A 21,073-nucleotide genomic window follows, 5' to 3' on the forward strand; every position below is an offset into this window, starting at 1 on the left:
ACCTGGAGTTCTCTATGAAACCCGCCCAACGCGTCGGCAGTTCTCTTTCCAGCCCTGATTTTGCAAGCCTGCAGGGTGTCTGGCGTTCCCAGGGTTACGGCACTGTGTTGCTGATCGAGGAAGATTGGTACACCCTTTTTGAAGAAACCAGCATCAGCTGCCGGAAGATTCATGCGGGCAGTATTGACGAACTCGGTCACTATTACGAAGATTTGGCGGTATCCCCTGGTGGCCAGGCGTTCAGTGCCCATCGGGTAACTGGCGTAGCACGTATCAGCTTCCGTCGCCTGAAAGGATTGCCCGCCAGTGTCACTGAAAGTCACAGGCACAGGGCAAAGGATCCGCAATACAACTTTGACGTTTTCTGGCGAACCTTTCACGAGCAATACGCCCTGTTTGAACTCAAGGGTGTGGCCTGGGACCAGGCGCATCATGACTATCTTCCCCAGATTAACGCGAACACATCACAGGAAACGCTCTTCGCCATCATGGTTGCGATGCTACGGCCCCTGAAGGATGGCCATATTCGTCTGCATTCACCTTTGGGTCATTACCGGGCAGGTGCCGAGCCGGCGCTCTTCAGGCGGCTGACACGGGAACTTGAAGACGCCAATGATGACCGGGAGCTCACCAGCTACCTGGGCGATCTCAAAGAGTCGGCGCGTGACGTGATCCATGAGGACTATCTCGCAAGCGCCGTTAGCCATGGCGGCAACCGGCTGGTGGAGTGGGGGCGCCTTAATGACCTCATCGGTTACCTGAACATCCGGGCCATGGCCGGGCAAAGCGGCAAGTCAGGCAAACCGGCTGCGGATCTCAGTGCGGTCGATAGTGTGATGAAGAGGGTGCTGGCAGATGTTGGCGAGCTCCCCAATCTGGTGATCGATCTTCGCAATAATGGTGGGGGGTACGATGGTGTCGCACTACGCTTTGCAGCGTACCTGATGGATCGCAAACGGCTGGCTTTCACCAAGTCAGCCCGTCATGGCAATGGATTCACCGGAAAGCAGTCTGTCTATGTCACGCCTGTCAATCAGACGTACCAGGGCAACCTGTTTGTGCTGACCAGCGAGCTAACGGCCAGTGCCGCAGAAATCTTCGTGCTCTCATTGCTGCAGCATCCCCGTCTCACTCTTATTGGCGAGCCTACTCAGGGCATCCTTTCCGACACGCTCGAGCGCCATCTGCCAAATGGCTGGCACCTGACCTTGTCCAATGAAATCTACCGGGCCTACGACGGTGAAATATACGAAGATGTCGGCATCCCGCCACACATCCGTCTCAAGTACCTTGGCCGAAAAGGGCGCGAGGAAGGCAAAGACCCGATGCTGGAGCGGGTAATGTCGAAAAATATCTATCAAACAAGAGCTATCAATCGATCATGACGAGAAAGACATTAGGTTTAACCCAAAAACGAACTAAGGACGCTAAACCAGTAGCTCAGGAAGCCGAAGCCAAGGTTGAGGTAGAAGGTGAGGCTGATCCACAAAAACGTTTTTTAAATGCTGTGGCTATCAATCCAGCGCCGGGGATTCGCCTGGAGCTGGGTTCCGAACAGCTCACGGTGCGCGCGATGGATTTGATCACGCCGATTGGAATGGGGCAGCGAGGTTTGATCGTTGCACCGCCGGGGTCTGGAAAATCGACGGTTTTAAAACATATTTGCCAGTCGGTGGGAAAGGCGTATCCCGAGATTAAACTGTACGCGTTATTGATAGATGAGCGACCCGAAGAGGTCACTGATTTCAGGCGTAGCGTTCCGGCTGAGGTACACGCTTCTTCTTCGGATGAAAGCTATGCTCATCACGTTCGCGTTGCCGATGAACTTCTTGATATCGCCCGCCAACAAGCGGGCGAGGGTCACAACGTCATGATAGTGATTGATTCTCTCACGAGGCTTTCGCGTGTGCATAATGCGGAGCGAAAGAGCAGCGGTCGTACTATGTCTGGTGGGGTGGGTGCTCGAGCGATGGAGATTCCGCGGAGGTTGTTTGGCGCTGCACGAAACATTGAGAATGGCGGCTCGCTGACCATTCTGGCAACCGTTTTGGTGGATACCGGCAGCCGTATGGACCAGGTTATCTTTGAGGAATTCAAGGGCACGGGGAACATGGAGCTGGTTTTATCGAGAGACGTTGCGAATCAGCGAATCTTTCCCGCGCTCGATATTTCGAAAAGCAGTACACGCCGTGAAGAGCTGCTGTTGGATCCAAAAGATTTAGACAAAATAAGAGCATTGCGCCGGGCGCTTGGCGGTCTCAAACCGCTAGAGGGCACAAAAAAGTTGGTTGAGCTGCTTGAGAAGTACCCCACAAACGCCGAGCTTCTGAAAAACATCCCCGGTCACGATGGCCCGGTGCGCTGATGGCTCAGGGCTGATCCTTTTGGGGTAATAGCAACGCCTGCACTTCGTCACCAAGAGCCAGCTCACCCCCTTCAACCACTCGTGTAGTAATGCCTCCATGCCCGCGCATGGCGTTGTACCCACCCGGCCCGAGGGCGGTCTCCATTTTGCTGCAGGGGTGGCACAGGCCCGTGTATTCCAGCACCACACCACCAATCCGGAACCTTTTGCCTTTCAGGGCCAGCAGGTTCAGGCCAGAGACGACGATGTTGCGCCGGAAAACGTCGGGTTCAATGGCTTCCCGCTGCAGGCACGAGGCAATGGCATGCAGGTGTTCTCTCTGGATCAGGGTCACCTGTCGTTTGCTGGTGTCGCGGCCCTTGAATCGATCCCCGTCCAGCCCCTTGCCCGGGCTGACCGTCGCCCTCTCGAGCACTTGCATGGGTTCGCCGCGTGCAGGGCGGATGCCAATCCACTCAACGCGGCCGCATTGAGGAAGTGTGTCCAGCAGGGTTTGAAGTGGGGTCGATTCGGGCATGGGCGTTCTAAAACTCCTTGGGCGATGAATTGGTGGCTCAGGACAAAACCTGGCCGCCGTCCACCACCAGTGTCTGGCCGGTAATCCAGCGGGCCATATCGGAGGCCAGGAATAACGCGACGTCGGCGACCTCCTCCGGCGTGCCCAGGCGCCCGAAGGGAATCCCTCCGCGAATACGCTGGTAGAGCTCAGGATTGTTCTGCCGGGCCTGATCCCACACGCCGCCCGGAAACTCGATCGAGCCAGGGGCAATGCCATTAACGCGCACTTTATGCGGGGCCATGGTCACCGCCAGGCTGCCGGTGTAGTGAGCGACCGCGGCCTTGATGGCTGCGTAGGGGGCGGTGCGTGTCGAGGCGTGCAGGGCGGCGATGGAGGCAATGTTGATGATCGTGCCCCCGGTTTCCTTAAGCGCCGGGAGGCAGATATGGCCGGCGCGAACCGTGCCCATCAGATCCACTTCAACACTGCTCAACCAGCCTTCTTCGTTGTCCTCCCGCCCGAATGCCGAGGCGCAATTGACCAGCACGTCCAGGCCGCCCAGCTCGTCCATGGCGTTCTGCAGATAAGTTTCCAGCTCGGCCTTGTCGCCGATGTCGCAGGGGGCCACATGCAGTGCCAGCCCCTCGCTTGCCACTTCTTTTGCCAGAGCGTCCAGGGACGCCTGCCCGCGGGCGCACACAGAGACGCTGGCCCCGGCCCGGGCAAAGCCCAACGCGATGGCCCGGCCAATACCCTTGCTGCCGCCAGCGACGATGACGCGCCGGCCGTGGAAATCAAACGTCATTGAAGGCTCCTGTTTTCCCATAAGGTTTGGTCTCGCCCTCGGGCACCGCGAACTGTTTTGTCTAGGTTCTCTCTTTGAATTTCACTTTGCAATTGCCACTCAGAGCTCGGGTGCCCCCCAAGTTGACAGTATTGGCTATCATTAGGGGTATCTTGCATGATCAAAGGAAAAGAAAAAGACTCTCCAGATGAAACCGCTCCTTCTGATCGTTGCTTACCTTGTCGCTGTCACCCTGCCGTTGCTCCTGTCCGCATGGGTAGGAGGCCCACCACGGCAGTTCCACCAGGAACTGGCCTCCGGCCTAGGCATTCTTGCCTTTTCGATGATCCTCGTGGAATTCATCCTGTCCGGACGTTTCCGGGCCATTTCAAATGACGTCGGCATGGATGTGACCATGCGGTTTCACCAGGTCATGGCTCGCACGGCGCTGGCTTTTGCTCTGCTGCACCCGTTTCTTTACCAGGGGACGCCGACAGGAGGGCAGCGCCCATGGGACCCCACGCGCCAGTTGACGCTCACGACGGATTTTTCCGATCTGGCGACAGGCATTATCGCCTGGCTGCTGCTTGCCGGCCTTGTTGTCATGGCCATCGGGCGCACCCAGCTGGGCTACCGATACGAGATATGGCGCCTGTTACACGGGCTCGGCGCGCTACTGATCGCGGTACTTCTGTTGCACCATACCGTGTATGGCGGGCGTTATGGGTCTCAGCCGGTGATGACCTGGGTGTGGCTGGCGATGACGGGTGTGGCGGTTGGCTCATTGCTGATGGTGTACCTGGTTGTTCCCTGGCTGCAGAAGGCTCGCCCCTGGCGTGTGACGTCGGTCGCCCGGTTGACGCCAAAGCAATGGGAAGTGACCGTGACCCCCAACGGTCACCGTGGTCTGGATTACCAGGCCGGGCAATTCGCCTGGCTGAAGGTGGGGCATAGCCCCTTCTCGATGAAGGAACACCCTTTCTCCATTTCCGCAGCACCGGCGGCCGGGCCGGACGTCTGCTTCATGATCAAGGAGCTTGGCGACTTCACCCGTACTATTGGCGAGATAAAGCCTGACACCGTCGCCTATCTGGATGGCCCTTATGGCAACCTTACGGTTGATGGTCGCGAGGAACCCGGGGTCGCGCTCATCGCCGGTGGCGTTGGCCTCGCGCCGCTGCTGGGCATACTCCGGCAAATGCGCCTGACCGGCGATTCGCGCAAGGTGAAGGTGGTTTATGGCAACCGGATTGTCGAGCAGATCGCCTATCAGGACGAGTTGGGCGATGAGGGTGTGGTCTATGTGCTGTCAGAGCCGCCGGAAGACTGGCAGGGAGAAACCGGCTTCGTTGATGGCGCGCTGATGGATCGTGTCTTTTCAGAGCAGGAGTTCCGTGACTGGGTGTTTGTAATGTGCGGGCCGGCGGTCATGATGGATGTTGTTGAAGATCACCTGATCCAGCGGGGCACACCCGCTCACCGGATTCTCTCGGAGCGGTTCAGCTATGACTAAGCCAATCCAGCGGTTGACTCAGCGGCGGCGGCTCTCTTTGGTCATCTGGGGGCTGAACATTACTTTGGTCCTGATCCTGCTGCTTTTTGTGTTGCGCTGATGCCAAGCCAGGCCAGGGGTATGATCAGGTGAGCCCAGGTTCTCGTATCGTCTTGAGTAATGATCACGGGAATAAAGGCATGAGTTTCAATCTAGTCGCCACAACAAGGCAAGCCACTCTGACGGTGGTGCTTTCGCTTATCACACTGACGACTCACGGGGCCGACATGAACAGGCTGAACGACTACCAGTGGAAGAACCGGCTTGTCCTGGTTCAAGCCACCAGCGAGAATGGCAGCGAGATCGAAACGCTCAGGAGTGCCCGGGCCGAGATCGATGACCGGGATATTGTCTGGTTTGTGAACACCGGGTCGGATGTGGTTTCTAATCAGAAAGCGGTTTCGGGCAGCCTCGAAAGCGATATCAAGGCTGTTCTTGATGAGTCCCGTTCTTACGGCCGGGTCCTTTTGATCGGCAAGGACGGCGGTATCAAAAGCCGCGAATCCAGTTTCGATCTCGACGCTATTTTCCGCCGTATCGACGCCATGCCGATGCGCATTCGGGAGATGCGCACCAATCGAAGTAGCGCCAGCGATTAGGGACGTTCAACGACCTCTGTTAATCCCCTTTTTTGAATTTAGCTTTACAGTTGCCGCTCATGCACATGGTGCAGTAGTGCTCACGGTCCTCGTGTTTGGTGCCCTCTGCGATAGTGATGCCGCAGCCGTTGCAGAGCAGGATGGCAACGTCCCCTTCAAATTTTACAATGGCGTGCTGGTAATCCATGAGGCGGTTCGAGAGAACCCCATCCTTCGAGGCGGGGCGGGATAGCTTGTCGGCGAAGACCGACCCTTCTCTCACACTCCTTTTCACTGAGCTATCAATTATTAATGTAAGCGCTGTCGGTCTTCCATGTTAACGCAACAAGGAAAAATACGCGGCCAAAACAAGGTCAGATTGCCGCTAAGCTGAACGGATGCCCAGCTCTGAAAAAATAGATCTGTTCCGGACTATGCTGGATGGCCGCGCTTGGCGGGGTTGAATGCTGATTATATGGCCAGCAACTCACAGCAATGGCTGACGGCACTCGGAGCAACCCGATTATGGCCCCCATCGCCTCTGCGCTTTCAGAACAGCAGCGTGGGGATGTCGCGGAATACTTCGCCAGCCTGAAACCTCCGACCATGGCACCCGGAGGGGAAGTGGATCAGAAAACCCTGCATCACATTTCTTCATGAACCTGGGCGTAGGCCAGCATCGCGAACAGACCTGTACCACCGATAATGTTGCCGATGAGTACCGGGGAAATATGATAGATCAGGGCGTTGAAGACGCTCATTTCCCCACTGAGCACTAGCGTGAAAATCTCGTTTGACCCGGCAATCACATGGGTAAAGTCACCCGCCGCAATCAGCCAGGTAAACATGACGATAACCAGCACTTCGGATCTCTTCGCCGAAGGCAGCATCCACACAATAGCCGCTATGAAAAAGCCGGATGGAATACCGCGCAAAAGTGCCTCGGCCGGAGTCAGTGTTGCCAGGTGGCGCGACATCTCCAGGATCGCCGCGAGGGTGTCGGCGGGAAGGATGCCCCCGTAGACGGCGATGGCGGCGGTAATAAACGTGCCACAGACATTGGCCCCAAGCACGATTGCCCAAAGGCGGGCACTGCAATAGAACCGGTTGCGCGTCGGCTGGGCCAGAACCGGCAGCACGACGGTGATGGTGTTCTCGGTGAACAGTTGAAGCCGGCACAGGATCACGAGGACAAACCCGAACGAGTAGCCCAGGCTTGCAATCAACGTCAGGTAGGGGTGATCTGAGCCCAGATTGGCTCGGATAATGCCCTCGACGAGGACCGAGGTCGAAATCCCGAGACCTGCTGCCACACCGGACCACCAGAGCGAGCTTTTCGGGCGCTTAAGCTCATTTTCGCCCTCGCGCAGGATGATAGAGTAGACAGTCAGCGACGATAGAGTGGTATGTTCGGCTACGGCCTCACGCTCTTTCCGAGTCAGCGACTTTTCGCTCAGCGTCGGTGTCTGTTCGCGGGATTCACGATCCTGGACCTTGACTCGAGACTCTTGCTCGTCCGCAGCTTCCCTGTCACTCATTCAACTGTTCCTTTGCTATCCAGAAACGCGTGTGTTGCTGCAAGATGGAGCCCGCCGAAAAGTTGTCTTTGGTATCTATGGTAGCTTAGATGTTTTAACCGAACACGGCGCAGGCCGCGATCCTGGTGGGGAGAATGCACGAGCTACTGCCGGGAGAAGTCTTTTAGCATGCTTGGGGGAGACTGAGATGTAGGCAGATATAACTTTCTGAATCGGCTCGGTTAAAGGAAGTCGGGACAGGGTTATTTTGGTGGCTCTATAAGCGGATTTTGCATGCATCAGTGATTAGAGTGTACTAATCTGAACGTGGATCTGATAATGGCCACGGCTCATGTCAGGGATGTGCTATTGGTGAAAAGGAATCGCTAGTGCTCAGTTACGTCGCTCTGTTCTTGTTGATTTTCGTGGTTTTAGTGCTTTTCTATGGTGTCATTGCCATCCACGACATTCCCTACGAAATTGCCAAACACCGTGATCATCCCCACCAGGATGCTATTCATGTAGCAGGCTGGGTCAGCTTATTTACCCTGCATGCTATTTGGCCGTTCCTGTGGATCTGGGCAACGATTTACCGGCCCGATCGTGGTTGGGGAATGCAGCATTCAGCGGAGCGGCAATCTGCGGATGAAACCCTGTTGAACGAGCTGAATAAAAAGTTGGACGAGCAAGCCAGGCGTCTGGAAATCCTCGAGCAGAAGCAGGGAGAGGAGTAACTTATGGACCTTCTTCTGCTTCTGACCTACGCCGCTATCTGCATCGCTATCTTCAAGGTTTTTCGAATTCCTCTCAATAAATGGACTGTGCCTACCGCCGTGCTCGGTGGTGTGGTTCTTGTCGGCACACTGGTGCTGTTAATGAATTACAACCACCCGTTTACCCACAAGGCGAGGCAGGTTTTCGTGGTGACGCCCATCGTGCCGGAGATTAAAGCCAGGGTGGTAGATGTTCCGGTATCGCCCAACACACCCCTTCAGCAGGGGGAGCCCATGATCGTTCTGGACGACACTCGGGTCATGGCCCGTATCCGCCAACTGGAAGCCCAACTGGCAGATACAGGCCAGGGTGTGGCCTCTAATGTCGCCAGTGTCTCCGAGGCCCGTGCCAGAGTCGCTCAGGTGACAGCGATAAGGGACCAGGCGGTGCAAACCCTGCGCCGTTACGAAGGGGCGGCCTCCGCTTTCAGTCAACAACAGATCGACACCCAGCGTCAAAGGGTGGCGGCCAGCAATGCAGATCTCGATGCGGCCAGGGCGGCATTGGAAAGAGCGGAGGCGCAGCTGAGCGGCTCGGTGGATGGCCAGGACCCGGCAGTGGCGGCCATAGAGGCTCAGCTAGAGGAAGCTCGTTTTGATCTCGAGAACACCATTTTGCGGGCACCAACGGATGGCTTCGTGACTCAGTTGGCGGTTAGGCCGGGAATGATGGCGGTGCCATTCCCGCTCAGGCCAGTGGCCAACTTTGTAAATAAAGAGGAGCGCCGTTTCGTGGCTGCTTTTCGCCAGCAATCACTGTTGCGCCTGAAGCCGGGGTACGAGGCAGAGCTGACCTTCACCGCGTTGCCCGGCGAGGTTTTTTCAGCCCGGGTGGTTGAGGTACTTCCTGCCGTCGCGGAAGCACAGCTCGCTGCGGGGCAACAGTTAATCGGTGGCGAAGCGTTCCGGAGAATGGACAACGAGACGCTGGTTGTCCTGGAAATGGAGGATGTCAGCGCGATCGAAGGTCTACCTCTTGGAGTCAGCGCCCAAGTGGCGGTGTATTCCGATCACATGCATCATGTGGCGATCATGCGCAAGATCCTTCTCAGGATGTTGAGCTGGCAGCACTACCTTTACCTGGACCACTGATCCTCAATCCGGTCGATCATCGCGGAAACCTGGACAGATGTATTTTCCGCCGCCCACATCTCCCAGGTAATGCTTGGTTTCTTCCAATCTGCCCTGATTGTCAAAATCAGTAAACAGTCGTCAGTTTGGGTGTCGCAACCATGCTGCCCGAAGATCTCTCCTATGAAGACACTATCAGGCGGGCCGACGGTGCTCTTTACCAGGCCAAAGCTCGAGGTAAAGACAGAGTTGTGTCTGTATGACATAACCCAGCGGTATGGCCTAAAGGTCATTGCTCTCTGAAAGGTTGAACAGAAATGGTTCTGGGTTCCAAGAGCAAGCGGAAAGTCGGGACAGTTTTATTTTCTGGATCCTATACTGTTAAGAGGCTGAACGCTGCCAAGTGCGGCCAGTTACTGAATTCTCGTTACCCGGGAGTTGTCGATGGTGGAAAACTGGCAGGATTTGCTGGTGGCCATGCAGGAAATACAATTGTTGGATGTTATCCCGCAGGCCGCGATTCTGCTGTTTGCGGGGATGACCGCGTTCTATCTGCATCGGCTCATTGCCCGGCGTACCGCTGCCGAGACTCTGGGCGTGCGACACCTGACGCAACGCGCCATCCAGCGCCTTGCCTTTCCAATCTCCATGCTGCTGGTGGTTATGCTGGGGCGCGCGTTACTCGACGCGCTGAATCAGACCCATTGGGCCCTGGATCTGGCTATCCCGCTGCTGATTTCGTTCGCCCTGATCCGCACCCTGGTTTATATGTTGCGCAAGGGGATGCGGAGCGGCCCCTTGGTCAAGGCTTCGGAAAATGTCATCAGTACGCTCATCTGGCTGGTGGTGGGCCTGCATCTCGTGGGCTTGCTACCCGGGTTGCTTGAGGCCATGGATAGCCTCGCCTTCTCCGTGGGCGAGCTGCGCATATCCCTGTTGGCGGTCATCAAGCTGATCCTGCTGATGGGCCTTGTGTTGGTGGTTGCCATTTGGCTCTCGGGCATTATCGATCGGCGACTGACACAGTTGCCGTATCTGAGCCCCGGCGCGGCCGTGGGTTTCTCCAAAGTCGCCAAGCTGGTGCTGATCACTGTTGCTGCACTGTCTGTTCTTAATCTGGTTGGTATTGATCTCACCGCGCTCGCGGTGTTCGGCGGTGCCCTGGGTGTTGGCCTTGGCTTTGGCTTGCAGCGTATTGCCAGCAATTTCATCAGCGGTTTTATTCTTGTGTTCGACCGCTCGATTCGCCCCGGTGATGTGGTCAGTGTCGGTGAGAAGTTCGGCTGGGTGGTCGCCCTGCATGCCCGCTACGTGGTGGTGCGCAACCGCGACGGTGTGGATACGCTCATTCCCAACGAAAACCTGATTACCACTGAGGTGATTAACTGGTCTTATTCGGACCCCAACGTACGGCTGAAGATACCGGTTTCGGTCAGCTACAGTGATGACGTGGAGCGCGCCATGGCCATCATGCTGGAGATCGCCCGGGAGCACCCGCGGGTGATTTCGGAGCCGGAGCCGGTGTGCCGGTTAACGCAGTTCGGCGACAACGGCATTCATCTGGAAGCCCGGGTCTGGGTCGCAGACCCGCAAGCAGGTTTCGGTAGCGTAAGCTCTGACATCAATCTGGAGATCTGGCGCCGATTCAAGCAAGAGGGCATCACCATTCCATTTCCGCAACAAGACCTTTACATCAAGGAAGTGCCACCGAAATAACCCTGGGAAAACCGGTACAGATCTATGTTGTATGGATGTAACGACATAGAATTGGCCAATGATATCGACTGTGTGTTCACATGGCAGCCAGATAACAGAGCCACAGCTCCTCAGAGGTAACCTTGGCGAATAAGCATCTTTTGGAAGGATTTTCGGCGTCGTTTTGCGGCGCGTTTCTGGTTGTATTCCTTGCTTTGCCTGGTGTCTCGGTGGGAAGCAACAATCTGACATTCGCCTTCGGCGAAAAATCACCGCCTTATAGTTCCTCGCTTGATGAGAGGGCTGTCGGGCTGTTCCCGGAGTTGGTGCAGCTGACGTTCAGTTTTATCCCCGGCTACGCCACGGAACATGTGGTGGTGCCCTGGGCCAGGGCGCAGTACAACGTCAGACTCGGCCGTACCGATGGCCTTCTCACGTATCCGTCGGAGGCGCGAGAGGAGTACGCCGTCTTTTCAGCCAAGCCACTCTTCACGCAGAGCTTTGGCTATCTGGTTTATTCGGCTGACAACCCCAACATAGGCTTGATCGAATCGGCTACCAGCTTTACTGAATTGTCCAGTCTGAAGGTGATCGTCGAGAGGGGCTCGCAATGGGAAGAGGACAATATTCCCGACTATCTGGAGCGTCTGCCGGGCCGGGACATGAAAGCGATGATGCATCTTCTTATGCTGCGGGAGGCCGGCGATTTCATGGTGCAGCCTGCTGAAGATGCCCGATTCATCGCTCGACAACTTGGCTATTCGGAGAAGCTGAAAATTCGCAAGGTTGATTTTATTCCGAATTCCCAGATCCCTTTTCACATTGGCGTTTCGCGGCAGCTTCCGTCCGCTATGGATGTGATCAATCAGGTTGACTCGGTCATGCAGAACCCTGAATTCCAATCAGAGCTGAACACTTTGATCAAAGGTTATCGATAAGCCATTGAGAAATTAGAGGGGGCGTAAGCATGCAAATCGGAGTGATCGGTGAGATTACCGAACTGCCGGTTTGACCCCTTTGCCAAACCGGTACGAATCTATTCTGTGAGTACACACTTTCACGTTCGCGCGCCCTGCAGCTGCCCCACATAAGCAGCGATGAACGCCGTTTCCTGAAAGGCCTTCAATCCCGTCTCTGCAAACGCAATGGGCAGCGGGTTGGCTGCCAGGGTGGACTTGATCAGTGCCGAGGGTAGCAATGTTACTGTAAGCTCAGAACTGGTGATCAGTTGAATTGCCGCTTCCATTTTAAAGCTGATGGCACCACCGGCGAACTTGCCCTTCGGCATCCGCTCTTTGATCGCGACGCTGTTGACCCCGTACTCCGCCATTAGCTCCGCAAAGGCCGCCTGGAACCGCTTCAGATCTTCACGGCTATGGTTTTTTGGCAGTGACAGCTTGCGCACCTTGCACTCCGGCAGGTTGAACTGCCCCCTGTCCATATTCAGCAAACACACCACCGCATCGCTGCCGGTCAGCTCAACACCGCAAACAATCATAGCTATTTCCCTCTATGCTTCGGCTGTCGTTAGCCGCAGCACTTCTTGAATTTGAGTCCACTACCGCAGTTGCAGACGTCGTTGCGGGAGGGCGATTTTACCGTGGTGACCGTGCCTCCTTTATTGAGGATAGCGGTGAGCTCGGTGATGGATTCAACGGCGCCCTCGCGGGTATCAACCGAAATGTTCGCGTACAGCTTTGCCTTGGCCACCTGCGCTTCGACTTCCTGCTTGCGTGCTTCATTGGTCACCACCAGCGTTAGAGGGTATTTCTTACTGCCACTCTTCTGGCTGGCATTGGTCTGGAAGCCGCCGTAAGCGGTGTGGTGCTGGCGTGCGTCCTGCCGGCCTTTGAAGAAAAATTTATCTGACATGCTGAGATCCTGATGGAGAGAATGCCCGGGCTACTGCCGGGAGGAGTCTTTTAGCATGCTTATGGAGACGGCGATATAGGGAGATGCGAATCCATCGAGAAAGCCCTACGCCAATCGAAAAGAATCAGGTGATTGGCTCCTTCCTCATCCGCCCGCTCCCCCGTGAAGGTTTTGTGACCTTTCCTTGATCGACTTTTTACCCAGCCGTGACGGCCGCGTAAGCGTTCCTGGTTAGTCTGCATTCTGATGCTGCTGGCCTTCAGGTATGGGGCGGGCAGTGTCGAATAGACAATATTTCCAAAAAGGAGAATGCACAATGAAAAGCCTGATAGCGACGCTTTTGGCCCTCGGTACCGCCCTGGCCCTGATGGCCCCGGCCCATGCGGACGACATGGATAAGGGCAAAAAGGGAATGGACGACACCATGATGCAGGATGACATGAAAGATGACGGCATGGCCAAAGACTCCATGAAATCCGACACCATGGACACCATGCATGACGGGATGAAGACCGAAAGCATGATGGATGAAGACATGAATAAAGAGGATATGGAAAAAGACGCCATGAAAAAGGATGGAATGTCCGAAGGGGATAAAACATCAATGTAATGGCCGGAAATTTTCCAGAATGGCGCTCTATTGAACGCCGTAAACCTCAATAATCGTCTTGGCCAGCTCCAGGTCGTTCTGGTTCGCCAGCGCGAGCTGGTTCAGTGCCCGGATGGTGGTGTCTTTCTGGGAGGCATCGACACCCAGCAGTTGCACGATGGTGTCGACCTTTTCACCGCCACCGCTTGCCAGCTGGTGGCGAAACTCTCCGCTGAACGCGATGATGATTTCCTTGATCTGCCGCGGTTTGGAGGTGGAGATCCCGGTCGGGGTGTCAGGCTTCAGGGTGACGAAGTACTGGTCCGGCGAGAACTCGTGAATAGCACCGGAAACGCCATCGGTAGTGGAACCCAGAAGCCCGCCGATCACGATGTTCCCGAAGAACCAGGGGTTGGTTGTGGTAGAGAGCTGAGCGGTGTAGGTCTCGTAGCCTTCCTTCTCAAAGGTAATGGACTGGTTGGAGCCCCGGTCCACTGGCACCGTCAGTGGCGTTTTACCCAGCACACGGCCGGAAACCGTAACGGTGGCTTCTTCAGGCTCGCTGTTGAAGGTTAGCTTCTGGTCGGTTCCGGAGACCACCGATGCGCAGCCGGTCGACAGAAACGCGATTGCAGCGAGTGTGAGGAGTAGGGAGTACTTCATGATCCTTCCTTGTTGTAGAGCTGGGTTCCAGAAACGTTATTGCGTGAGGGAGACGTCACCTGGCTGGATCTGCAGTTCGGAGAGTTTGTCGAGCAGACCCTGAATGTTGGCTTTTCCGGATCCCTCGTTGGCCAGTCTCAGGCGCTTGATGGCGGCAAAGGCATCGCCAATGGTGGCGGTGTAGGGGGTAACAACCGTTTCGTTCAGGACCACGGTGCCGTTGTTTTCACGGTCAGTCAGGATGTACTTCACGTGGGTGGTTACCTCGAAGTCCAGCCCGAACATGGGTTGGTCAACCTCAAGCAGGAGAGCTTCGAGCTGATATCGACCAGATCCGGAGAGCAGTCCCTGTTTCTGCAGAGTCTGTTTCAGGGCGCCTGCGAAGGCATCGTTGTCGATCTCTGAGGTCCATGCGGGGTTCGTTTCCTCGCCGCCCGAGACGATGGTGACATCCACATTGTCTTCCAGGGCTGTGTCATAGCCCTTCACTGGCCCCTCGTACACCATGTTGCCCATTTGCGCGCCGGAGGCGCAGCCAGTGAGGTAGATCAGTGCGGCCAGTACTGCCAGGATCCTTGCGTTTCGCACGATAGATTCCTTCTTACTTAGTTGATTGTTTTGGGAATTCCCTGCCTATAAGCCGTAACTCATAGCGGCGCGCCATAGTAGCCGAGCGGTTGTGAGCTTGCTATGAATTGAGTGGGTAACCGGGGTAAAATTTCGTGAAATCTCTCGAGGGTGCTCTACCGGATTGCTGGTCAGGTTTGCGGCCTCTTTCTGCCAGGCGCCGGGAAAAAACCGATCTAAGGGAACCGCAAGTGAATCAAAAAGGCTCACTCACCTCATGGAACGACGCCAAGGGTTTCGGCTTCATCACACCGGAAAACGGCGGGGAGCGTCTGTTTGCCCATATCAGCGCCTATCAGGGGCGGGGCCGGCCTTCGGCCAGCCGCAAGGTGGTTTACTCGCAAACCAAAGACGAGAAAGGGCGGTTGAGGGCGGCCAGTTTCCAGTACGCCGGCGTGGCGCGGCACCGTGCAGCGGTCGCGCCCGGAGTCTGGGTTGCCCTGTTGATTGCAGCTGCAGTCGGAGGTGCGGTCTCAACATTGTATCTTCAGGGCTATGTTCCGGTTCTTTTGCCCGTGGCTTATGGGGTGATGAGCCTGGTTACCTTCTTGATGTACGCAATCGACAAAGGGGCCGCCGAGAGCGGTAACCGACGCGTGCCGGAGGGGCGGCTGCACCTTTTTGAACTTCTGTGTGGCTGGCCGGGTGCGCTGGTGGGCCAGCAATTCTTTCGTCATAAAACCCGCAAAACCTCGTTTCAGGTGGTCTTCTGGGTTTATGTGATCCTCAATCTTGCGGTGCTCGGCTGGCTTTTGTTCTGGCCGGATGCCGAGTTTGCGCGGCAGGCGCTGGAGATTAAACCGGTCATGCTCATCAGGATGTAGTTATGCAGAAGGTCTGTTCAGAGGAGGCTTTCTGCGCTGGAGCGGCCAGCAAACACGTCAAAGGCTATTCCTTGAGCCGAACGAGCAACCGCCCATCTTCGACCTGGATATAATCCACGCCGGCTGCAAAGGATTGCCAGAAGCCGGGGTTGGCGCCGAACTCGTTAACCAGGTCCACATTCTTGAGGTTGCCCAGCCAGGCATTCGGGATGGGGACGCCCATCAGGCTCACACCCTTTAACTTAACCAGGGGGCGACCGTTGGCAAAAGAGAGTTCTACTCCGGCATTTACTCGTAGGGTTCTGCCTCCGAGTACAGGGAAATCCTTTTCAAGAGGCACGAGAAGCAAGGCGCTCAGAAGATTGTCCGAGAGATCGACGGCAAGTCTTTGGGCCAGATCGGTGTTGTTAGCCAGCATGCCGTTGAGTTCCCGCTCGCTAAAGCGTACCTCCCGGCTGGCACCTTCCTCACTGTAGGGCTCCGGCTGCAACGGGCCGCCAGATTCAGCATCACGGGCATCAATGCCCAGAGTATTCAGCTTGTTGTTGAGTGAATCCTGTTCACTGGCATTCAGAGTTACGGGTTCGAAGTTCTCTGGGAACACATAGTGGCTTAACCACCAGTAACCAATGCCTGCAGTGGCAACGATGGTAAGCAGGACAATGCCAAAGACATGCAGGCCACTGAAGCCCTTCTTTGCGGGTGGTGGCGCGGATGCTGGTTTATCGTCGGTTGTTTCATTCATTGCCGATGACACCTGGTTGCCCGCTGAATCCGCTTTGACACGGTGTTTTCAGTTTCCTTTTTTGCATTTTGCTTTGCAATTACCACTCATGCACATCGTACAGTAGTGCTTACTGAATAGTACGGTATTTGCGTCGGGGCAGACCCCTGGCGTGTTTGAGATGAAACCGAGACCAATTCTATTCGTTATTCCAGAACCTTTGGCCAGTTTACGTCTGCCTGCCGAATGAATCCCTCTGTGTCCTTCAGCCATCGATCCTGAACAGACTCATTGTAGTTAAGATACAGACGGCCATCGCGGATGGCCCAGTGTTGAGGGTCGCCTTTGGCGAGGTAGCCTTGGGCAACCGCCCAGGCGCAGTAGCCGCCGTAGGCAGGCAAGTAGCGTTCAGGATTGGCTTCGAAGCGCGTCAGGTTCTCTGCACTTTCGAATCGCCAGGTTACGCCGAGGTGCTCTGTGGTGTATTCGCGCGAGCCTTTGGCTGGTTTTCCCGTTTCGAAGTAGCTGACTGTGTCGTAGCCGCCTGCTCCTGTGTTGCTCAGCAGGCCAGTGTAGACGGCGGGTTCGGAAGCCCAGGTGGTGGCGCTAAAGACCAGGATGAAGGTGAGGAGTAGCTTTCGTGTGTTCATGTCGGTTTTCTCGTTCTGGCTGGAGTGTCTATTAAACCTCTCAGTACTTCGGCTAATATCACGTGCGAAAAACAAGAGAATAACAAGAAGGTAAAGAACAGTGATGTTGCTAACTGGCTTTGGGCTCGGTTGCCTGCTACCCCTTTTCGTAATCACTTTGCGTGATTTTCGTCATTTGCTGGTTGGCAAGCTCTTCTTGCTGGTGATCATCGCTTCAGTTGGGTTCCTGGTCGATCCATTGATGCCAATGGAGTGGCGCTGGATCACCTCCGATCTGCAAACTGCGTTACCCGGACTATTCTGGTTACTTTGCCAACTGATTTTCGCTCCACGTCCTCATTTGAGGTCCGTTTGGGGCGCGATGGCTCTCTATAGCTTTTTGGCGCCAGCCCTGTCACGGCCCTTCTTGGGAGTCGAAGATTCGTCGATAGTGGCGGTATTTTTTGGTTGGAGACTGGGTCAGTTTTTCGAATATGTCGTCGTGTTGCATGGTCTCAGCTTTGTTATTCGATATTGGCGAAATGATCTGGTAGAAACCCGCAGGAAGGCCCGTCTGGCCTTCCTGTTGATTATTGGTGGCGCTGTGGGTATCGCGACGGTTAGCCTTAATTTCGGGCTCTATCATGAATACATTCGCGGGATCATCACGGGCCTCGCTGCTTTCGCAACGCTGATCTGTCTGGTAACGGCGCGGGAGGGGATCATGGACCTGGTGGGCAGCGACCTGTCGTCTGACCAGAGACCATCCAGACTGAATGCAAACCTGAATTCAGATCCGCAAGAGCCTCTTTCGGCGCAACAGGAACAGGATGCCGAGGCACTTGGCCGAACGATGGCTGAGGGCTTTTATCGGACGGAGAAACTGACCCTGAAAAAACTGTCTGAAGCCACCGATATTCCTGAATATCGTCTGCGGAAGGTGATCAATCAGGCTTTGGGTTATCGCAATTTTAATGATTACATCAATCAACTAAGGGTAGCCGAAGCTTCTGAGCGTCTGCTGAACGAGCCGGAGACGCCAGTTCTTAATATTTCTCTGGATGTTGGCTATCGCACTTTAAGCTCGTTCAACCGGGCGTTTCGGGATATTCAGAACACAACTCCCACGGAGTTCCGTCAGGCGTGTTCTGGCGCCGATATTGGCTGATTAAAACCTTTAATTTCTGCAATTTCAGTTTTTGCACAATACCCTTTCTTGCCTCTTCAATCCCTTGGCGCACAAGCCGTTGCAGGATTTGCACAGGGCGTGTGGCTTTCTGCACATCTGTTGTTCTCGCCAAGTCATTGCCGCCTGCTTAGTGTCGTTCGGGACACCGCGTTCGTTTGAGAACGTGAGAATAAAAACACAACGAAGCAGAGGTTAAGATGCGCCAGGCTAGAACGTTCAAGAAGCGACTGTTGGTTACAGCCATTGCAGGCAGTGTTCTGCTCTCCGGTTGCGGAGGGGATGATGGTCAAGACGGAGTGGATGGCAAGGATGGGGTCGACGGGCAGCCCGCCGATGTTGTGGCCGAACTTGCTGTGACCACCTCCGGTTTTTCAATCCCTGAAGGTGCCATTCTGGTAGCGCCCGATGCGGCAGACGGTGATGACATTACCGAGGCGTTGTCTGTTGCGCTTTTTGATCTGCCGGAAGATGCCCTGGTGGTCTTGCCGAAAGGGCGTTTTGTGGTCACAGAGAGCATTGTTGTAAACAGTGCCAGTGGGTTGACCCTCACCGGTCACGGCATCAACGAAACCGCTTTGGACTTCAGTAATTCCAATGGCGACGATGCGTTCCGCTTTCAGGGCGGAAATGGAATCACTGTGCGTGACTTCGGCGTTTATGAAGCCCCAAAAAACGGTATCAAAGCCACCAACGTCAACGGCATCCACATGACCCACACCGCTACGGTCTGGGAAGGTGAGCTGGAGGCCAATAACGGGGCCTATGGGCTGTATCCCCTGAAGAGCCAGAACGTGCTGCTGGAGAACAACTACGCCTTCGGCTCTGCGGATGCGGGCATCTACGTGGGCCAGTCCGAAAATATTGTGGTACGGAACAACACCGCCAAGCAGAACGTGGCCGGCATCGAGATAGAGAACTCCACCATGGCGGATGTCTACAACAACATCGCGCTCGAAAACTCTGGCGGCATTCTTGTCTTCGACTTGCCTGGACTGGATAAGGCCTATGGCGGCAATGTTCGTGTCTTCAATAACCAGGCATACAGTAATAACGCCGATAATGTCGGTGCTGGTGTGGTTGGGTTGGTACCGCCGGGAACCGGTGCGCTGGTACTGGCGACCAGCGACGTGGAGATCTACAACAACCAGATCATCGATAACGACACCACGGCTGTTGCGATCACCAGCTACCTTTTGGTCGATGACGACCTGCCCAGTTACCCAGCCAACTATGGCGCCACCATCGGTAACGGCTGGAGCCCGACGCTCAAGAACATCTACCTGCACAACAACACCATTGCCCGGAACGGCGGTAATCCTCAGGGCGCGCTGCTCCAACCCGTTATTGATGGCTACGGCTCGAACATGAACAGCAAGGGAGCGCCACAAACTTTCCCGGCGATCCTGTATGACGGTATTGGCGAGCTGCTGTCCAATGCCGGTGAGCTGGCGGCCTTTAATGCACTGGTTGGCGCTGAAGCCCAGGGCGATGGGGTTAACTATGACCCTTACGGCACAGGTGATCAGGTTTGTGCCAACAGCAACATCAATGGCAACCCGGCGCCCGAGTATGATGACGTGAATACCGGTCTGGTCTATCCGGATGATCCTGCCGACCTGACTATGGTCGACGGCAGCGGCAATCCGCTACCGCACCTGCTGATTGATCAGATGGTCAACAACACCTATCTGAACTGCGTTCAGCCTCGACTGGCACCGGCAGTGGTGAATTTCCGCAACAACATTTACGGCTGTACCGGGGATGACCTGGCGGAAGCCGCCTGCGCGCTGTAAGAGAGGGTTTCCAATGAGCAATAATCATAAAACACTCGCAGCGGTACTGGGGGCCTCGTTGGTTCTCGCCGCCTGCGGAGGCGGTGGAAGCGGAGAATCATCGGCCGACGACGGAATGGGCCAAACAGGGAGCGCACTGAACGCCAGTGCGGGGGCGCCGACAGGATCGGAAGGCAATTGCAGTGCAACGATCGAAGGGGTCAACTGGGACGCGTTAATGACCGAGGTGTGCCCGAAGCTTTCCGACTACAACCTGTTTGCTGATGCCAGCGATCCGACGGCGGGACCGACGCGGGGCGGGGTGCCCTATGATCTCTCGACCGCCTTGTTCTCTGACTACACCACCAAGTACCGATACGTTTTTGTGCCGGAGGGCAAAAAGGTCGGTTACAGCGCATCAGAGGTTCTGGAGTTTCCGGTTGGGACGGTCATTGCAAAAACATTTGCGTTGCCGGAGAACACGGCCATGCGTGACGGTGCGGAGCTGGTCATTGAAACCCGGCTGCTGATCCATCGCACCGATGGTTGGATCGCATTGCCGTATTACTGGTCCTCGGCGTCGGATGCGACTTTGGCTATCGCGGGCAAACGCCTGACGGATCTGACCACCATAAACAATCAGGGGCAAACACTCACGTTTGATTATGCGGTGCCGAAGGCGGCAGATTGCACCTCCTGCCACTCTATTGTGCCGGACCTTGCCGGGCCTGATGACCAGCGCAAGCAGATCTTCCTGCCCATTGGCCCCAAAGCCCGTTACCTCAACACGGACTTCAGTTATCCGGATGGGACGGTCTACAACCAGCTTCAATATTGGTCGGAAGGCGAGTTGCTAACCGGATTGCCAGCGGACTTCAACAGTGTGCAAAAAGCGCCGGTATTCGATGACAACACTCATATTCCGTCATTAAGCGATGCGGAATTGAACGACGCGGCCAGGGCCTACCTGGACATCAACTGCGCTCACTGCCACCGTGCAGACCTGACGCTGCCTGCCGACTATGCAGGGCCTGCAGGCAGCAGCGGGGTACAGTTGGAGTACAACCGCAACTATGCCGACTCGCCAGGTAAATTTGGTGTCTGCAAGGACCCGGTGGCGGGCGGTAAAGAGGGGTATCCGTACGATGTGATTCCGGGCAACGCCGATGAGTCTTACCTGTTGTTCCGTGTCGAAACAACCGATAGCAGGCACAAGATGCCCGAGCTGGGCCGCAGCGCGGTGCATCAGGAAGGTGCTCAACTGATTCGTAGTTGGATTGACTATCTACCGAGTGCCAGCTGTTCACCGAGCACTTGATACCTCTATAACAGGACCAGCCCCTCATTCAG

The 21,073-nt window shown here is 55.7% G+C and carries 25 protein-coding genes; 15 read left to right on the forward strand and 10 right to left on the reverse strand.

Features of this window, described 5'->3' with window-relative positions; all coding sequences use genetic code 11:
* Positions 1-14: 14 nt before the first annotated feature.
* Positions 15-1,385, forward strand: coding sequence for a S41 family peptidase (locus ACWJ62_RS01510; RefSeq protein WP_449284601.1), 1,371 nt, complete (start codon positions 15-17; stop codon positions 1,383-1,385).
* Positions 1,382-2,365, forward strand: a complete 984-nt coding sequence (gene rho / locus ACWJ62_RS01515) for a transcription termination factor Rho (RefSeq protein WP_449284602.1) — start codon at positions 1,382-1,384, stop codon at positions 2,363-2,365. Before ACWJ62_RS01510 ends, rho begins: the two co-directional genes overlap by 4 nt.
* A 4-nt stretch (positions 2,366-2,369) precedes the next feature.
* Here the strand turns inward: rho and ACWJ62_RS01520 are convergent, their stop codons facing one another.
* Together ACWJ62_RS01520 and ACWJ62_RS01525 are read right to left on the reverse strand one after the other, a co-directional pair.
* Entirely contained in the window at positions 2,370-2,882 is a 513-nt protein-coding gene (locus tag ACWJ62_RS01520) for an MOSC domain-containing protein (protein ID WP_449284603.1), read from the reverse strand.
* Positions 2,883-2,919: 37 nt separating this feature from the next.
* On the reverse strand, positions 2,920-3,669 hold the full coding sequence (locus ACWJ62_RS01525) for an SDR family NAD(P)-dependent oxidoreductase (RefSeq protein WP_449284604.1): 750 nt from the start codon (positions 3,667-3,669) through the stop codon (positions 2,920-2,922).
* 187 nt (positions 3,670-3,856) lie between these two features.
* Between ACWJ62_RS01525 and ACWJ62_RS01530 the strand changes: the two genes are divergently transcribed.
* Positions 3,857-5,161 (forward strand): ferredoxin reductase family protein, encoded by a 1,305-nt coding sequence (locus ACWJ62_RS01530; RefSeq protein WP_449284605.1) that lies wholly within the window; start codon positions 3,857-3,859, stop codon positions 5,159-5,161.
* A gap of 179 nt (positions 5,162-5,340) precedes the next feature.
* The gene (locus ACWJ62_RS01535) at positions 5,341-5,799 is read left to right on the forward strand and encodes a DUF4174 domain-containing protein (RefSeq protein ID WP_449284606.1); all 459 of its coding nucleotides are present in this window, start codon (positions 5,341-5,343) and stop codon (positions 5,797-5,799) included.
* Between the two features lie 19 nt (positions 5,800-5,818).
* On the opposite strand, the gene ACWJ62_RS01540 is transcribed toward ACWJ62_RS01535, so the two are convergent.
* Positions 5,819-5,986 (reverse strand): hypothetical protein, encoded by a 168-nt coding sequence (locus ACWJ62_RS01540; RefSeq protein ID WP_449284607.1) that lies wholly within the window; start codon positions 5,984-5,986, stop codon positions 5,819-5,821.
* 287 nt (positions 5,987-6,273) lie between these two features.
* Between ACWJ62_RS01540 and ACWJ62_RS01545 the strand changes: the two genes are divergently transcribed.
* Complete coding sequence (locus ACWJ62_RS01545) at positions 6,274-6,438, forward strand: c-type cytochrome (protein ID WP_449284608.1); 165 nt, start codon at positions 6,274-6,276, stop codon at positions 6,436-6,438.
* Here the strand turns inward: ACWJ62_RS01545 and ACWJ62_RS01550 are convergent.
* Positions 6,423-7,316 (reverse strand): formate/nitrite transporter family protein, encoded by an 894-nt coding sequence (locus ACWJ62_RS01550; protein WP_449284609.1) that lies wholly within the window; start codon positions 7,314-7,316, stop codon positions 6,423-6,425. The genes ACWJ62_RS01545 and ACWJ62_RS01550 overlap by 16 nt on opposite strands.
* A gap of 368 nt (positions 7,317-7,684) precedes the next feature.
* On the opposite strand from ACWJ62_RS01550, the gene ACWJ62_RS01555 reads away from it, so the two are divergent.
* The 5 genes from ACWJ62_RS01555 to ACWJ62_RS01575 all read left to right on the forward strand — a co-directional run bounded on the left by ACWJ62_RS01555 (position 7,685) and on the right by ACWJ62_RS01575 (position 11,772).
* Complete coding sequence (locus tag ACWJ62_RS01555) at positions 7,685-8,029, forward strand: DUF3302 domain-containing protein (protein ID WP_148609166.1); 345 nt, start codon at positions 7,685-7,687, stop codon at positions 8,027-8,029.
* A gap of 3 nt (positions 8,030-8,032) precedes the next feature.
* Positions 8,033-9,160, forward strand: a complete 1,128-nt coding sequence (locus ACWJ62_RS01560; RefSeq protein ID WP_449284610.1) for an HlyD family secretion protein — start codon at positions 8,033-8,035, stop codon at positions 9,158-9,160.
* Between the two features lie 125 nt (positions 9,161-9,285).
* On the forward strand, positions 9,286-9,402 hold the full coding sequence (locus tag ACWJ62_RS01565) for a hypothetical protein (protein WP_449284611.1): 117 nt from the start codon (positions 9,286-9,288) through the stop codon (positions 9,400-9,402).
* A 181-nt stretch (positions 9,403-9,583) separates the two neighbouring features.
* A complete protein-coding gene (locus tag ACWJ62_RS01570) occupies positions 9,584-10,855 on the forward strand; it encodes a mechanosensitive ion channel family protein (RefSeq protein WP_449284612.1) in 1,272 nt (423 codons plus the stop codon).
* A gap of 122 nt (positions 10,856-10,977) precedes the next feature.
* Positions 10,978-11,772 (forward strand): substrate-binding periplasmic protein, encoded by a 795-nt coding sequence (locus tag ACWJ62_RS01575; RefSeq protein WP_449284613.1) that lies wholly within the window; start codon positions 10,978-10,980, stop codon positions 11,770-11,772.
* A 119-nt stretch (positions 11,773-11,891) separates the two neighbouring features.
* On the opposite strand, the gene ACWJ62_RS01580 is transcribed toward ACWJ62_RS01575, so the two are convergent.
* Together ACWJ62_RS01580 and ACWJ62_RS01585 are read right to left on the reverse strand one after the other, a co-directional pair.
* Positions 11,892-12,332: a DUF3010 family protein gene (locus ACWJ62_RS01580; protein WP_449284614.1), complete on the reverse strand. Its 441-nt coding sequence runs from the start codon at positions 12,330-12,332 to the stop codon at positions 11,892-11,894.
* 29 nt (positions 12,333-12,361) lie between these two features.
* The gene (locus ACWJ62_RS01585) at positions 12,362-12,706 is read right to left on the reverse strand and encodes a PBPRA1643 family SWIM/SEC-C metal-binding motif protein (RefSeq protein ID WP_148609172.1); all 345 of its coding nucleotides are present in this window, start codon (positions 12,704-12,706) and stop codon (positions 12,362-12,364) included.
* 316 nt (positions 12,707-13,022) lie between these two features.
* Here ACWJ62_RS01585 and ACWJ62_RS01590 point away from each other — a divergent pair, with 316 nt between their 5' ends.
* Positions 13,023-13,316: a hypothetical protein gene (locus ACWJ62_RS01590; protein ID WP_449284615.1), complete on the forward strand. Its 294-nt coding sequence runs from the start codon at positions 13,023-13,025 to the stop codon at positions 13,314-13,316.
* A gap of 27 nt (positions 13,317-13,343) precedes the next feature.
* On the opposite strand, the gene ACWJ62_RS01595 is transcribed toward ACWJ62_RS01590, so the two are convergent.
* Positions 13,344-13,958 carry a PEGA domain-containing protein gene (locus ACWJ62_RS01595; protein ID WP_088556487.1) on the reverse strand — a complete coding sequence of 205 codons (615 nt, stop codon included), beginning with the start codon at positions 13,956-13,958 and terminating at the stop codon, positions 13,344-13,346.
* 36 nt (positions 13,959-13,994) lie between these two features.
* Entirely contained in the window at positions 13,995-14,546 is a 552-nt protein-coding gene (locus tag ACWJ62_RS01600; RefSeq protein ID WP_449284616.1) for a hypothetical protein, read from the reverse strand.
* A gap of 230 nt (positions 14,547-14,776) precedes the next feature.
* On the opposite strand from ACWJ62_RS01600, the gene ACWJ62_RS01605 reads away from it, so the two are divergent.
* Positions 14,777-15,409: a DUF1294 domain-containing protein gene (locus ACWJ62_RS01605; protein WP_449284617.1), complete on the forward strand. Its 633-nt coding sequence runs from the start codon at positions 14,777-14,779 to the stop codon at positions 15,407-15,409.
* 64 nt (positions 15,410-15,473) lie between these two features.
* Here the strand turns inward: ACWJ62_RS01605 and ACWJ62_RS01610 are convergent, their stop codons facing one another.
* Complete coding sequence (locus tag ACWJ62_RS01610; RefSeq protein ID WP_449284618.1) at positions 15,474-16,154, reverse strand: arginine N-succinyltransferase; 681 nt, start codon at positions 16,152-16,154, stop codon at positions 15,474-15,476.
* A gap of 185 nt (positions 16,155-16,339) precedes the next feature.
* The gene (locus tag ACWJ62_RS01615) at positions 16,340-16,783 is read right to left on the reverse strand and encodes a YHS domain-containing (seleno)protein (RefSeq protein WP_449284619.1); all 444 of its coding nucleotides are present in this window, start codon (positions 16,781-16,783) and stop codon (positions 16,340-16,342) included.
* Between the two features lie 103 nt (positions 16,784-16,886).
* Here ACWJ62_RS01615 and ACWJ62_RS01620 point away from each other — a divergent pair, with 103 nt between their 5' ends.
* The 3 genes from ACWJ62_RS01620 (at position 16,887) to ACWJ62_RS01630 (ending at position 21,041) form a co-directional block, all read left to right on the forward strand.
* A complete protein-coding gene (locus ACWJ62_RS01620) occupies positions 16,887-17,930 on the forward strand; it encodes a helix-turn-helix domain-containing protein (RefSeq protein WP_449285337.1) in 1,044 nt (347 codons plus the stop codon).
* Positions 17,931-18,148: 218 nt separating this feature from the next.
* Entirely contained in the window at positions 18,149-19,744 is a 1,596-nt protein-coding gene (locus ACWJ62_RS01625; RefSeq protein ID WP_449284620.1) for a parallel beta-helix domain-containing protein, read from the forward strand.
* A 13-nt stretch (positions 19,745-19,757) separates the two neighbouring features.
* The gene (locus ACWJ62_RS01630; RefSeq protein WP_449284621.1) at positions 19,758-21,041 is read left to right on the forward strand and encodes an SO2930 family diheme c-type cytochrome; all 1,284 of its coding nucleotides are present in this window, start codon (positions 19,758-19,760) and stop codon (positions 21,039-21,041) included.
* The last annotated feature ends 32 nt before the right edge of the window (positions 21,042-21,073 follow it).

The sequence above is a fragment of the Marinobacter sp. PE14 genome (genome assembly GCF_053566155.1).

Bases quoted from the DNA above. Each gene is read 5' to 3' on its own strand.
- ACWJ62_RS01560 (WP_449284610.1), top strand. From the start codon at position 8,033: ATGGACCTTCTTCTGCTTCTGACCTACGCCGCTATCTGCATCGCTATC.
- ACWJ62_RS01545 (WP_449284608.1), top strand. From the start codon at position 6,274: ATGGCTGACGGCACTCGGAGCAACCCGATTATGGCCCCCATCGCCTCT.
- ACWJ62_RS01530 (WP_449284605.1), top strand. From the start codon at position 3,857: ATGAAACCGCTCCTTCTGATCGTTGCTTACCTTGTCGCTGTCACCCTG.
- ACWJ62_RS01550 (WP_449284609.1), bottom strand. From the start codon at position 7,316: ATGAGTGACAGGGAAGCTGCGGACGAGCAAGAGTCTCGAGTCAAGGTC.
- ACWJ62_RS01585 (WP_148609172.1), bottom strand. From the start codon at position 12,706: ATGTCAGATAAATTTTTCTTCAAAGGCCGGCAGGACGCACGCCAGCAC.
- ACWJ62_RS01630 (WP_449284621.1), top strand. From the start codon at position 19,758: ATGAGCAATAATCATAAAACACTCGCAGCGGTACTGGGGGCCTCGTTG.
- ACWJ62_RS01610 (WP_449284618.1), bottom strand. From the start codon at position 16,154: ATGAATGAAACAACCGACGATAAACCAGCATCCGCGCCACCACCCGCA.
- ACWJ62_RS01535 (WP_449284606.1), top strand. From the start codon at position 5,341: ATGAGTTTCAATCTAGTCGCCACAACAAGGCAAGCCACTCTGACGGTG.
- ACWJ62_RS01540 (WP_449284607.1), bottom strand. From the start codon at position 5,986: ATGGATTACCAGCACGCCATTGTAAAATTTGAAGGGGACGTTGCCATC.
- ACWJ62_RS01590 (WP_449284615.1), top strand. From the start codon at position 13,023: ATGAAAAGCCTGATAGCGACGCTTTTGGCCCTCGGTACCGCCCTGGCC.
- ACWJ62_RS01595 (WP_088556487.1), bottom strand. From the start codon at position 13,958: ATGAAGTACTCCCTACTCCTCACACTCGCTGCAATCGCGTTTCTGTCG.
- ACWJ62_RS01615 (WP_449284619.1), bottom strand. From the start codon at position 16,783: ATGAACACACGAAAGCTACTCCTCACCTTCATCCTGGTCTTTAGCGCC.
- ACWJ62_RS01620 (WP_449285337.1), top strand. From the start codon at position 16,887: ATGTTGCTAACTGGCTTTGGGCTCGGTTGCCTGCTACCCCTTTTCGTA.
- ACWJ62_RS01570 (WP_449284612.1), top strand. From the start codon at position 9,584: ATGGTGGAAAACTGGCAGGATTTGCTGGTGGCCATGCAGGAAATACAA.
- ACWJ62_RS01625 (WP_449284620.1), top strand. From the start codon at position 18,149: ATGCGCCAGGCTAGAACGTTCAAGAAGCGACTGTTGGTTACAGCCATT.
- ACWJ62_RS01520 (WP_449284603.1), bottom strand. From the start codon at position 2,882: ATGCCCGAATCGACCCCACTTCAAACCCTGCTGGACACACTTCCTCAA.
- ACWJ62_RS01525 (WP_449284604.1), bottom strand. From the start codon at position 3,669: ATGACGTTTGATTTCCACGGCCGGCGCGTCATCGTCGCTGGCGGCAGC.
- ACWJ62_RS01510 (WP_449284601.1), top strand. From the start codon at position 15: ATGAAACCCGCCCAACGCGTCGGCAGTTCTCTTTCCAGCCCTGATTTT.
- rho (WP_449284602.1), top strand. From the start codon at position 1,382: ATGACGAGAAAGACATTAGGTTTAACCCAAAAACGAACTAAGGACGCT.
- ACWJ62_RS01580 (WP_449284614.1), bottom strand. From the start codon at position 12,332: ATGATTGTTTGCGGTGTTGAGCTGACCGGCAGCGATGCGGTGGTGTGT.